Below are 12,314 nucleotides of genomic sequence, written 5' to 3' on the forward strand. Positions count from 1 at the left end.
GAACAGGATGATTCGTCGGCGCTGCCTGCATTGAACTGGTTCGTACGGACGCGTGTCTCAAGCATGATGAGGCGCAGCTGTTTCGCGATTGACCTTGCGGTTGACCCAGCGCCGGCGTGTTCTGTGTCTGCGGAGGCTTCCGCTGCTCAGGCGCTGTGGACAAGCCCAGTCGGAAAGGCCGACTTGTTCCCCCATGGCCGCCAGGCCATCCAGGGAACCAGCGCGCCGAAGGCGCTCGATATTCACCACGTGCTCGCCGAGCCCGCGCTGTGGTGGGTGACCACGGCGGTGGTCGCGATCTTGATCGCGGTCTTCGTCCTCCACCGACACTTACGTTCCCACCACCTCCGCTCCAGAGTCAGTTACGACCTCCTCCCGACCGCCACGTTCGACCCGTCCCTCCAGGGCGTCCTGGCGTTCGCGCACCAGCTCGGCCGGGTGCGCCCGGTGCACGGCTGGGTGCCGAAGTCCGCGGTCGGTGTCCGGGTGCGATTCAGCACCGACGAGGCGCTCGGGAAGCTGGCCATGAGCGTGGAAGGCCGGGAGTCGATCACCGGCGTGATCAACAAGCTGACCTACCCGGAAGTCGAGATCCGCCGCAACTCGGGTGACCAAGGAGATACGTCCCGGGACCACGGACGAGGGCGAGATGACCTCCGTGCGGACGGGGGAACGCGATGAACTTGCGAGACCTCCGGGCACGCCGAGCTGGGGAGACTTTTCCTTCCGCCAGGAGGGCTGCACCGCAGGTGCACGTGGCACGCGCCGAGCTGGTCCTCGCACGTCCGGCCCACCTCGCGCTCAAGGCGCTACCGCTTCGGCCGGACGACCCTCTGCAGGCTCTGGCGAACGCGCTGGGTGACGTCCGGCCAGACCTCGGAGAGAAGGTCGATGTCTGTCTCGACTTGATTCCGCTGACTCCCGCGAGGATCCGCCACCTTGCTCGTCAGACGACCAAGCAGGACGGGGCGGTAGGACGTGCACTCGTCGAGGCTGCGGGCGAGATCGTCGGTGAGTTCGTGCCGACCGCACGCGGGCCGGCCGGTCTGCCCCGCGACAGCAAGCGCCGGTACCGAACAAGTTCGCGACGGACGAGCCGGTCTTCGCGGTCCAGCTGCTGATCCGGTGTCGTTCGGAGATCCCCGGCCGCGCGGAGGCGCATCTGCGCAGCGTGATCGGCGCCTTCGACGTCTACCGCGGCGACAACTACTGGCGAGCTCGAGGGCCGCGTGTGCTGGGTTGGCATCTCGGCGCGGACACCATCCTGATCCGCAGGTTCTTCGACCGGCGTTTCCACACAGGTTTGGCCAAGAGCCGGTCATACGTGACAGCCAGCGAGATCGCGGCGCTGCTGAAGCCACCATCCGGACGTTGCCTGTCACCGGTGATCGCCCGCAGCCGGGGCTGGGTCATGCCCGCTCCCAGAGAGATCCCGCGGTACAAGCCCGGTGCGGGGCTGGTTCGACTTGGCTACGTCACCGACCTCAACGGCGAAGACCGGCTCGTTGGGGTCCCGATTCGCGAGCTGCTGTTCTCGGCGCGGTTCGGGAAGGCCGGTTTCGGCAAGACCGAGGAGGCGCTCGCGCAGGCGATCGAGATCGCTCGGCTCGGCGGTGGCGTTTGGTTCCTTGATCCGCACGCTGATGGTTGGAAGCGCGCGAAACCGTACCTTTCCGATCCAGAACTGCGGAATCGGCTGTGGGAGGTCAACCTCGATGTCCGCGGGCGAGACAAGCGGCTGCCCGGCTGGAACCCGCTCAGCATGCAGGGCTTCTCCGAAGAGGACATCGAGGACCGCGTCGACGCCGTCGTCACCTCGTTCGCCACGGCGCTGGGATGGGGAGACTCCGCGCCGCGGGCGAAGTCGATCCTGACCAAGGCGTGTGAGGCGCTTTGCTATCTCGCGATGCGGCTGCCGCCGGAGTGCGCACCGACGATCTTCCAGATCCCGACGCTCCTCGACGACGCCACCTGGCGCGACGAGGTGTTGCGTTTCCTCAAGCCGAGCATCCGCCGCTATTGGACGGACTCGTTCACGAAGCTGGCGCCGGACGCGACCACGGTCGTCACGAATATCATCAACCGCTTGCGCACCAGCCCGACCTTGTCCGCCTTCCTCGGCTCGTCGGTTACGACGTACAACGTCCGCCGGGCCATGGATACGGGGAAGATCGTCTTCGTCTGCACCACCGGCACCGGCGAGACGAACAAGCTGATCACCTCGTTCATGATCTACGACCTGTTCCGCGCCGGTCGCTCGCGCGCGGACACGCCGGTCGATCAGCGCCGCAGGTGCGACGCCTTCGTCGACGAGCTCGCCGCGGTCGACGGAGCGTCGCGCGGATACCTCGCCGCGATCCTGGAACAGCTGCGGAAGTACCGCGTCGCGCTGCACGCGATGAACCAGATGCCCGACCGGCTCGCTCCCGAAACCCGCAGGGCGCTGCTGCAGAACCAGTCGCTTCTGATGACAAGCGCCGCCGCGATCGACGGCGCCCGAACGGTGGCCCGCGAGTACGGCGGCCTCGTCCAGCCCGCGACGATCACCGAACTCGAGCAGTTCCACCACGTCGTCACCGTGACGCTCGGCGGCCAGCGCACCACGCCGTTCAAGATCCGCGGTCTCCACGTGGACGACGAATTCGCCGACCACTTCCATCCCGAGTGGAACGATGACGTCGACCGGTGCCTCGACCGGAACCTGACCCGCAGGCCGATCGGGGAGGTCCTGGACGAACTCGAGGACCTCGACGACCGGATCCTCGTCGCGCTGCGCGGGAACCAGCCGGCACCTCGCTCGCGGCGAGGACGCCCTCCGTCCCGCGGAAGCGGTACAGGCATTGAACTTCCGTCACCCGAGTCGACGGTGGAGTGATCGATGCCGCGACTCGACCCGTTCAAGCGCGAGGCCCTCGTTGTTCTCTACTGGCATCGCATGGTCTCCACGGAGCAGATGCGGCGGCTGATCGCGCCAGCCACGTCGATCCGTACCGTCCAGCACAAGCTCCTTGCCCTACAAGCGGACGGTCTTGCCGACGGCTTGCACCGGCACCATGCTCCCCGGACCTGGCACGTCACCGAGAGCGGTGCGGAACTGGTCGAGGAGTCCGGGCGAGTGGATACCCGCCCGTACCGGGTCCCTCGGGCGGCAACGGTGGAGCTGCTGCAGGAGCATGCGCTCGACGTCGTCGAAACCGGGCTTGCCTTTGCGGTGGCAGCCCGTCGGCGCGGGGACGAATGCGGGCCGCTGTCCTGGACCCCGGAGGTCGCGCACCGGTTTCGAGACGGCCGTGGACGGCGCCAGGGCGTAGTCATCGCGGACGCGGTCCTCGACTACGTCCTCGATGAAGACGGGCGGCGCTCACAGCGCACCTTCTTCATCGAGCTGGACCGCGCGACCATGCCCGTCGCACGGCTGGCGCAAAAGCTCCGCTCCTACGTCCACTACCACGACTACATCCCCGGAAAGCCGAACTCGGCTGGGCAACCCGCATGGCAAAGCCGGTATGCGCGCTTCCCGCGGCTTCTCATCGTTCTGTCCGGCGCTGCCGAGCACGTCCTCGAGCGCCGGCTCGCGGACCTGCGGGCCTACGCACAAGCGATGCACGGCCTGGCGCTCGCCGGCGATCGCGTATGCGCGCTGGGCACGACCTTGCGGAGGCTCCGAGAGTCCGGGCCGACAGCCGACATCGCGGTGCCGTTACTCGCCGAGAGCGGCGCACCGGTATCTGCGTTCACTTGGCCCAAGACGGGTAGCCAGTAATGGACGAACCAGTCGATTTTGTTGGGCAGCTTGGGTTTTCGTCCCGGTTGCGCCAGCGTCGATTCACCTTGCTTCCGCTGCGAGGTGAGGGAACTCCGTTCACGGAGTCGCAGGGACGAGCGCCCGGCGACAGTACCGCGCCGGAAGAGCTCGCTGACCTGATTTCTTCCATCGCGACCGTCGGCGTCCTTCAACCGGTCCTCGTCGAGGAGATGGACGTCGGCGACGACAAGGCTCCGGCTATGAGGCTAACGGCGGGGGAGAGGCGCTTGCGGGCCTGCCGCTGGGGTGCCGTCCACAAGCCGGACAACCCACACTTCACCGCGCTCCCAGCGGTCGTGTGCCCGGGACCGTTGTCGGACGAGGAACGCCGGATCTGGCAGCTGGTCGAGAACCTCGCGCGCGAGAACCTGCGTCCCGGCGAGCTGGCGGCAGCGCTCGTCCTCGATCGCTGCGCCGTGCTGCTGGGCAAGCTGATCGCGCACGGCTACAAGGTCCCAGCCGACGTCTACGCCATCGACGATCCGATCGCCCGGTTCTCTGCCATGGAGCGGATCCGCGGCGCAGACAAGAAATGCGCGGCGCCATGGTCTCAGGTCTTGACCCGCCTCGGCCTGCAGCTGACCCCGCGGAAGGCACGCGAGCTGGTGCGCGCGTTCGCCGAGATGCCCCGCGAGATCGCCGAAGAGATGGACGAGGCCAAGATCAGCCTCAACACCCGCATCCGGTTCATCGAGCTCAACCGAGGGAGAGCGCAGGCCGCACAGGACATCTGGGCCGCGGTGAAGAAGACCAACCGGACGCGACTGTTGAGCTCGGCCCTGGCCGCTGCGGCTGACCCGGCGATTACGCCGGACGAAGCTCTTGCCGAAGCCGAGCAACTGCACGAACAAGCAGACAGTGCGCGTGCCGACAAGCTCCGCGCCGACTCGCCAGCGACCGCTGATCCCGTCCCATTGGTGGATCAACGACTTGTCGACAACGTCCTCGCCAGCCTTCGCCACTTGACCGCCGCACTGGCACACGGTGCTCGGCTCTCCGCACACGATCTGGCATCGCTCCGCCTTCTGACCGATCAACTCAACGGAACGGAGTGAGTCCCTTGTCCGTATTCCTCGGCCTGCCCACCGACGCCGCGCCGGCCGCGCGTTGTGACTGCAGGCGCTGCCCCTGGTACGCGGGCCCCGACGCTGAGCCGGGGGTTGTGATCGCGCCGGTGTGCTCGGGGTGCAATTCGGACTGCAGCTACTGCGGCTGCGCACGCGCAGAGACCGCGCGGACAGGGACCGCGTGCTCGAGTTGCCCGATCCGGTGCGGTTCCCGAACCGACATCAAGGCGTGGATGGCCGATGTCGGGGAGACCCTCGAATTCGACGACGTTATCGTCGGCGGCCGCTTGCCCGAAGGCTTACCCGCCTTCATCCCACAGGTCGACGGATCCGGCGCCGGCGACCTCGACGCCGCGTTGGGCTGGCCCGCCTACGCCGTCGGTCTTCGTCGCGTGTTCTCTCCGCAGACGCACGCCATCTACCCGCGGTGGGATCAAGCAGCGACGGCCGCCGAAGCGCTGGGCCTCCCGGCCACGACGCTGACCGTCCTCTCGGGATACGGAGAGGACCCGCTGGTCGAAGCGTTCTGGACGGCACGGCACCGCGATCGGTTACTCGATCGGCTGGCGACACTCAAGTTCGATCTCGTCCTGGCCCCGAACTACTCGATCTACGGCAACTGGCCGCGTGCCGAACATCTGATCAACATGCGCAGGTCGCTGCTGCTCACGGAGGAATTCGTCCGGGCCGGGATGCCGGCCGTCCCGAATCTCTACTGGTTCCGGCTCGAAGACCTCCAGCGATACGCCACGTGGATCGCCGACACCACGCCGCCCGCGATCGCGATCAACCTTCAGACCGTGCGCGAGAACAAGAACTGGGAAACCTGGGCATTGCCCGGTCTCAGCTGGCTCGCGGAGAACATCCCGGCCGGCCTCCCGGTCATCATCACCGGCTTGTCTCGTCAAGACCGCATTGCCACCGCCGTCGACCTCTTCGGCAACGGTCTGATTCTCGTCAGTCAGAACCCGGCGCAGTACGCGCTTCACGGAGCTGTGATGACTTCCGAAGGGCGCAAGGACTTGCAAGCCCGCATCCCGGACGCCTTTGCCAGCTCGGTGCGCTACCTGGCTTCGCTCTTGCCCGAAGGAGACGACTGATGAAGCGGACGCTCTGGATCCTGCTCGGCTGGTCGCCCGAGTACGGGGCCGCCACGACCGTCGTCGCGGTGCTTGGTGTCGATCAGGGAGACGACGGCGGGATCGACCGGCACATCGAATGGGTCCCGCGGGAGTATCAACGCTGCCTCACCTGGCGCGAACGCATCGCCTCCACCCCAGTGGACGACCTTCCCGCCCACATGGAGATCTGGGAAAACTCGCTCACGGCACCCGCCGCACGCATCGACCTCATTCCCTCGGCACCTGATCTCGGTGCCGCTGTTCAATACCAGCTCGACGACCTGCTCGGTAGCACCGGCTGATCGAGTCCTCATGGGAACGAACTCCAAGACCACGCACTCCACCTACGCCGTCGGCCCGTCTGATGCGTCTGCGCACGAGACTTCCGTCGACGAAGGTCCGAAGTGGACTGATGCGGAGATCGCCTTGTCGGTCGTGGAAGGTTTCGCGCTCAACGGAGTCGACCCGGAGAACCCATTCGAGCCGACCACCCTCGATCTGCCCGATGACGTCGGGGAACGGTATGCGATGTTCGTGGAGGCGGTTCACGAGGCCCAAGGAGAAATCGCGAAGATCGCCGGAGACCCCAGCGCGTTCGAGGACGCGTTACACACCCAGTGTGAGCTGTTCCTGAACGGCCTTACGCAGGACGAGCTCAAGGAGCTCGCTGTTGCGAAGGGGTTCAAGCATCCGGCGTTGGTGGGGTTGTCCGAAACCAGCGGAAACCCCTTGGTGCACTGGCTCGATCCATCCTATCCGGACGATGTAGTCACCAAACAGACGATCCAGAGCGTCGCGATCAACAGGTTCATCGCGTTGTGCTCCGGCGAAACGGTCGGAGGCAAGACCCTTGAGCAATGGCAACAAATCGACGCGAGCTTGGTCGCGAAGCCAATCCATAGCGTGCCTGCGGGCTTCACCACCTGGATGCCGACTGCCGCAGAAGTGCAGGCAGCACAGGAAGCGATCAATGCTGCTGTCAGCGCGGTCGGGGCTGCCAAGACCGACGGCTCGTGGGCCGATCCCGACCTCGTCTCGGCTCTGATCGCCGCGGAAAACAAGCTGGCGACCGCGCACAACCCAGCGCTCGCCGACCTGGCGACGATACGTTCAGCGGCAAAACATCAAGTCAATCAAGCTTTCACCGACATCGCTCCCCATGAACTTTCCGCCGCGATTCAAGCCGCGAAGGACCTTGACCAGATATCGCCATTCCATGCCAAGGTGCTCAATGCTCACCAGGTTCTGAAGCTGCTGCGTGCGTCGACCGAGAAGCAGGAACGGCTCGACCTCCAGAGCCTCGCGGTCGAGCGCGCGGCCACAAAAGCGACGTTCGAAGCCCACATCGCCGACCTGCACAACGCGATCGGGCACGGTGGCCTGCCTAACCTCGCCGACCCGGGCGGCGTCGCGGCTATGACCAAGTTCCTCGACCACGCGCATCAGGCGGGGAACGCCTACACGGACATAAGTGGCTGGAAGCCCGTCGAGCCGACACTCGCACACAACGAGACTCTGCAGATCGCGCAAACAGAAATTGGGCCATGGGCCGACCAGCAAGAGCTGAAGGACCTGCGAGCGTTCGTCGTTTCCACTGGCATCCTCACAACCGATCAAGCTGCGGCGGCGACGAAGTCGTTCTGCAAAACGCTCCTGGTACATCAAGCCTATGGGGTCAGCGCGTCGGTCGCGTCGCTGAAACACAGCTTGCAAGAGAAGCTTGCTCTCAAGGACAGTGCGAAGTCGTTACCAGCCAAGGCAGGTAAAGCCCCGATCCTGGCAGCGCCCCGAAGCGCGTTCGGCCGACAGCATGCCGAGATGCTCTCAGCGCTGAGGCAGACCAAAGCCGCCCTCTCAGCGTTGCCGAAATCGGTCGATCCGTCCGCTGTCGCGGCCTGGGACTTCGGAACGGGCAAGCCCGCGGACCTCGGCGGGACGCACCCGAAGACGCTGCACACCGGGCCAGACGGCAAACCATGGCTCGCCAAAGGAGAAGCAACGCCACGGGGCGGCGCGGTCATCGCAGCGGAGGCCGCTACTTCGCGGGCACTTCACCGTGCAGGTCTGCCCGTTGTACCTGTGTATGCCACCAAGATCAACGGAAAGCCGGCCTCCGTACAGCCGATGCTTGTCGGCGCGACCGAGATGTCCGACAACCCCTCCACCTGGTCACAAACCGACGTCGACGACATCGTCCGGCTGCACGTCGCAAGCTGGGCTCTGGGAAATCACGATCCGCACGCCGGCAACGTCCTCCGGACCGGCGAGGGCGGTCTCGTCCCGATCGACCACGGGCAGTCGTTCAAGTTCTACGGTCAGGACAAGCTGTCGATGTCGTTCCGGCCGAACAACACGACAGCGGTCTATCACCGGGCGTACGACGCCTTCAAAGAGGGCAAGCTGCCCAAAGGGGTTCGGGTCAATCCCGCGGCCGCGCACTCGGTGATCAAACATCTCGAGTCGGTTCCAGACGCCGAGTGGCGCGGACTGCTGCGATCGGCGGCCTACGCGGGAGCCGCGCAGAAGCAGATGAAATGGGTTCCGGCGATGCGTGCGAAGGCGGCCAAGCACCATGGCATCGCTGAAGCCTCGGTGACCACGAAGCAGGTCGCCGAGGCATTCCTCGACTACGCGGTCGAGCGCAAGAAGAGTCTGCGCAAGGACTTCGCCGAGTTCTTCCTCGGTGAGTTGAAGCTGGAGAACGCCGCGGCCCTTCAGCACGCAGGGAAGACGTGATGGGGACCAACTCCAAGACGGCTCACGCGAGCTACTCGATCACCCCGTCGGCCCCGGCAGCCGAGCCCGAGCCGCTCGAAGCTGAGCCGCCCACGGAGGTACCAGGTCCTCTGCCTGACGAGGAGATCTCCGTTGCAGTGGACAGCCCCGAGGAACTTGGCGCTCAGCCGCTGACGCCTATCCCGGATACGCCGGACGTCGGCAAGCCGTTCGGCGAGCCGATTTTGGTGGGCGGGACCGACCTGCACGCATCGAGTGCCACCCTGGTGAGTTACGCCAGCGCTGAAGGCCCACGCACCGTTCTGCACGCACTCGTCAGCGAGGAGGCAGAGGACAAGCTGCTCGATGCCATCCACGTCACCAAGGAGACAGCACCGGTCCAGGTCGAGCAGATCGTCCACGGCCGGCTCCCGGTCGACGAACAGCACGAACTCGCGGACAAGATCATCGCGGCCGCGAAGAGCGTGAACCACCACATCAAAGCGGGAGATCTCTCCGTCGGGAATCTCCCGTCGACAACTGAGCAGAAGATCAACGACGCGAAGACGGCGATGGACGCTGTGGCGAAGGATGTCGGCGACAGTCCAGGACCAGCGGACTCCGCGATGCTCGCGCACTACGCGGCGAAGCTGGCCGACGTCGAGGCTGCGGCCGCTGCAGCGAAGAACGTTGGGCACGTCAACCCGTACCTGCACGAAGGCGTCGCGACCGTCACCGTGACCATGCCCGTGCTCGCGAGCGACACTGGCGACCACCGAGTCGCCGGCCTCCTGCGTGACGCGACCCGGATCAAGCCGACCCTGGACTCCGAGACCGGCCAGGCCAGCTGGAACGGCAAGGCTCGGTGGGAGAACGTCGAAGGCAAGGAGTACATGATCAACCTTGGCGATGGATTCCAGGCTGTCTACCGGCCCTACAGCGTCAACTCGCCGAAGACGACGGAGTTCTCCTTGCGCGGCCGACTCGAGATCATCGCGCCCGCAGGTGAGGGGCACGGCCCGGACGTGGTCAAACGACTCGGGCAGCTCAACCTGGCCAACCGCCCGATGACCCGAGCTGAAGGCGAATACGGTTACCTCGCCGCGAATGTCAAGGCACAGAACCTGGCAGGCAAAACTGAGGTGCAGGCAGCCATCACGACCGGCGATCAGCTCGAGGAGATGACACGTCAGGAGCTCTTCCACGAGCGTGCTCACCTCGCCATCGGCCTGGATGACGCTCAGCTCGCGCGGTTCGCCAAAGACATCCAGTTGGACGCGCACACGCAGGCACTGCCGACGAGGGTGAGGGTTCTGCGCGAAGCCGTAGCGAAGGTGACTGGGCACCAGACCGGCGACGCACTCGCTGCCACGGCGGGCTACGATCCTGCTCCCCGGCGGTCTGGCGGCTGGCTCACGTGGAACCGGTTCGATGTCGGCAACTCGATGACGAAGCTGACCGCCGCGTTCAAGGGGAAGGCCCTGGTCCACGCCACGTCAGCGACGGGGCTGAAAGCGATGCTGGCAAACGGTGTGCTCGCCTCCACCGAGCGCCGCACCTTGATGGGAGTGAGCCGCGGCGTCGGCATGAGCGAAGACCAGGACAAGTTCACTGGGGGAGCGAGTTCGGTCTTCCTGCGAGTGCTGGGCAAGCCGCCGTCGCATGGTGGCCCGAAGCTGGTGTGGGACCAGCCTGAGCGGCTGTTGCACCGCGCGGACTACTACGGCGCGAACGCGGACACCTATGGGGCCGTCAATCCCGCCAAGGCTGGCGAATATGCGTCGTCCACACGGGATCCCTTCAAGATCGCCAAGTTCGCGCATGCCGCCAACGAGGTCATGTTCGGTGACGGAATCGACCTGCTGGGCGCCGAAGGACCGTCGAGAATCCTCTGCGACAGCAAGACACAGCGCGACGAGATCCACGCCATGTTCACTGCCAAAGGCATCACGCACATCGCCGGCAAGCCGATCGACGACGTTTTGAAGGCATGAGGGAGAGATGACCCGTGAATCGTGAGATCGACCTCGACGAGGCCGAGCGTGTCCTCGAAGACCTGGTCATCGGCCGCACACAGAAGAGGGCTGACGACCTGCTGCCTGGCGCCGAACTCGTCATCGACGGCGGCCAACGGGTCGCGCTGGCAAGGCACGTACGACGGGATACGGATGAGCCCGGTCTCTTCTGGATCCGACCGCTGAGCGCGGCCTTCCAGGACCCGGAAACGCGGCTACCCGTCTTCGATCCCACGATCGTCCGACGCCGGGCGCTCCACGTCGCCGCGGCACGGCGCGATGGCCCACGCCTCCATCTCGAGCTCGTCAGCGGCTCGACCGTGACCGTGCAGCCGGCGCGGTCCGGCCGTCTGATGGTTTTGCAGGACTTCGACACCTGGATGACCACGATTTCCGACGGCGAGCGTAAGGGGCTCGAAGCGCTCCATCACGACTGAATCGTGCCGCTCATCACCGGGCTTGTCTCGGGTATGAGTGCGACTTCAGAACCTCAGCTGAACGACGTCGAATGGGTCGGCGAGCACCACGAAGCGCACGGTCAGCTGCTTGTTCGCGGAGCCTCGCTCGACGAGATCATCGCGAAGGCGACCGGAGCGCTTGCCGACCACTTCCCACCCGTGGGTCAGACGGCTTTGCGGGTGCGGCCTGGGTGGTGGTGCGTGACCACCTGCGAGTGCCGCCGAGGGCTCGCGGCATCGAATCATCCGGGGTGGCACTACCGCCGAGCACGGTCGAGCGAAGCCGGTTCTTGGTACGGCGCCGAGATCCGTTTCGGCCTACGGGGTCACACGGTCGAGCGATGTGATGGCTGATTCGGAGGGCCAGCCTCCGAGGCCGTGTGACGATGACCGGATGGACCAACTGAGGGTGCCGACCGTTCGATGAACCTCGACCTGCGCTTCGCCGTCGGGTTCGCCCTCGGCGGCGGGTTGGCTACGGTATCGGTACTGCTGTTCCGCGTCACTCTCAAGATGGCGCCAAAGCGTCCCCACTACATTGCGATCGTGACCGCAGCCGCCGTGGTCGGGGCGGCCGTCGCGGTGTGGCCGCCCAGCCTGATCGCCGCAGGGGTCCTCCTCGTGATGCTCGGCGTGCCGGCCGCCGCTGTAGACGTCGTCGAGCACCGGGTACCGGACCGACTCACCGCACCCCTCGCCGCGGGAATGACTGCCACGCTGGTCACCGCGGCGCTGATCGCCGGCTCGGCGACGTCGTTGACCATGGCGCTGGCCGGTGCCGCCGTGTGGGGCGGCGTGCTGCTGGTGTCGTTCCTCTTCACCGGCGATCCAGGACCGGGCGACGTCAAGCTGGCGCCGAGCCTGGGGATGCTGCTTGGCTCGCTGGGGTGGCAGTGGCTCCTGACCGGGATCGTCGCTTCCTATCTGCTGGCCGCCCTGTTCGCCGGGCTTGGCCTGCTCGCGAAGCGATGGAGTCTTCGCGACGGTCGTCTGCCGCTCGCGCCGCCGATGCTGGCCGCCACGGTTCTGAGCGCGACGATCGCCGCGCTCAGTGGCTGAGCGACGGCTCCGTGAATCGAACACACGGACAGAACACCATGTTCTGAGGGCTCAAGACACCAGCGAAGGAGCCC

The 12,314-nt window shown here is 65.9% G+C and carries 11 protein-coding genes; 10 read left to right on the top strand and 1 reads right to left on the bottom strand.

Features of this window, described 5'->3' with window-relative positions:
- Positions 1-183: 183 nt before the first annotated feature.
- From MJQ72_RS18505 to MJQ72_RS18545, 9 genes are all read left to right on the top strand, one after another.
- Positions 184-681, top strand: a complete 498-nt coding sequence (locus MJQ72_RS18505; protein WP_240600592.1) for a hypothetical protein — start codon at positions 184-186, stop codon at positions 679-681.
- Positions 682-1,171: 490 nt separating this feature from the next.
- Positions 1,172-2,875 carry a type IV secretory system conjugative DNA transfer family protein gene (locus MJQ72_RS18510; protein ID WP_240600594.1) on the top strand — a complete coding sequence of 568 codons (1,704 nt, stop codon included), beginning with the start codon at positions 1,172-1,174 and terminating at the stop codon, positions 2,873-2,875.
- A gap of 3 nt (positions 2,876-2,878) precedes the next feature.
- A complete protein-coding gene (locus tag MJQ72_RS18515) occupies positions 2,879-3,763 on the top strand; it encodes a replication-relaxation family protein (protein ID WP_240600596.1) in 885 nt (294 codons plus the stop codon).
- Positions 3,763-4,860, top strand: coding sequence for a ParB/RepB/Spo0J family partition protein (locus tag MJQ72_RS18520; protein ID WP_240600598.1), 1,098 nt, complete (start codon positions 3,763-3,765; stop codon positions 4,858-4,860). The genes MJQ72_RS18515 and MJQ72_RS18520 overlap by 1 nt, the downstream gene beginning before the upstream one ends.
- 5 nt (positions 4,861-4,865) lie before the next feature.
- Positions 4,866-5,972: a DUF4417 domain-containing protein gene (locus MJQ72_RS18525; RefSeq protein WP_240600600.1), complete on the top strand. Its 1,107-nt coding sequence runs from the start codon at positions 4,866-4,868 to the stop codon at positions 5,970-5,972.
- Positions 5,972-6,295 carry a hypothetical protein gene (locus MJQ72_RS18530; RefSeq protein ID WP_240600602.1) on the top strand — a complete coding sequence of 108 codons (324 nt, stop codon included), beginning with the start codon at positions 5,972-5,974 and terminating at the stop codon, positions 6,293-6,295. Before MJQ72_RS18525 ends, MJQ72_RS18530 begins: the two co-directional genes overlap by 1 nt.
- Before the next feature lie 10 nt (positions 6,296-6,305).
- A complete protein-coding gene (locus tag MJQ72_RS18535) occupies positions 6,306-8,729 on the top strand; it encodes a hypothetical protein (RefSeq protein ID WP_240600604.1) in 2,424 nt (807 codons plus the stop codon).
- Complete coding sequence (locus MJQ72_RS18540) at positions 8,729-10,702, top strand: hypothetical protein (protein ID WP_240600606.1); 1,974 nt, start codon at positions 8,729-8,731, stop codon at positions 10,700-10,702. The genes MJQ72_RS18535 and MJQ72_RS18540 overlap by 1 nt, the downstream gene beginning before the upstream one ends.
- 14 nt (positions 10,703-10,716) lie before the next feature.
- Positions 10,717-11,160: a hypothetical protein gene (locus MJQ72_RS18545; RefSeq protein ID WP_240600608.1), complete on the top strand. Its 444-nt coding sequence runs from the start codon at positions 10,717-10,719 to the stop codon at positions 11,158-11,160.
- 45 nt (positions 11,161-11,205) lie between these two features.
- Here MJQ72_RS18545 and MJQ72_RS44635 read toward each other — a convergent pair whose 3' ends face one another.
- Complete coding sequence (locus tag MJQ72_RS44635) at positions 11,206-11,331, bottom strand: hypothetical protein (protein WP_256464202.1); 126 nt, start codon at positions 11,329-11,331, stop codon at positions 11,206-11,208.
- A gap of 273 nt (positions 11,332-11,604) precedes the next feature.
- Between MJQ72_RS44635 and MJQ72_RS18550 the strand changes: the two genes are divergently transcribed.
- Positions 11,605-12,240, top strand: coding sequence for an A24 family peptidase (locus MJQ72_RS18550; RefSeq protein WP_240600610.1), 636 nt, complete (start codon positions 11,605-11,607; stop codon positions 12,238-12,240).
- The last annotated feature ends 74 nt before the right edge of the window (positions 12,241-12,314 follow it).

Origin of the sequence: Amycolatopsis sp. EV170708-02-1 (assembly GCF_022479115.1) — a bacterium.
Classification (GTDB): domain Bacteria; phylum Actinomycetota; class Actinomycetes; order Mycobacteriales; family Pseudonocardiaceae; genus Amycolatopsis.

Excerpts from the sequence above, each read along its gene's own strand:
- MJQ72_RS18515 (WP_240600596.1), top strand. The coding sequence starts at position 2,879 with ATGCCGCGACTCGACCCGTTCAAGCGCGAGGCCCTCGTTGTTCTCTAC.
- MJQ72_RS18520 (WP_240600598.1), top strand. The coding sequence starts at position 3,763 with ATGGACGAACCAGTCGATTTTGTTGGGCAGCTTGGGTTTTCGTCCCGG.
- MJQ72_RS18530 (WP_240600602.1), top strand. The coding sequence starts at position 5,972 with ATGAAGCGGACGCTCTGGATCCTGCTCGGCTGGTCGCCCGAGTACGGG.
- MJQ72_RS18535 (WP_240600604.1), top strand. The coding sequence starts at position 6,306 with ATGGGAACGAACTCCAAGACCACGCACTCCACCTACGCCGTCGGCCCG.
- MJQ72_RS18540 (WP_240600606.1), top strand. The coding sequence starts at position 8,729 with ATGGGGACCAACTCCAAGACGGCTCACGCGAGCTACTCGATCACCCCG.
- MJQ72_RS18550 (WP_240600610.1), top strand. The coding sequence starts at position 11,605 with ATGAACCTCGACCTGCGCTTCGCCGTCGGGTTCGCCCTCGGCGGCGGG.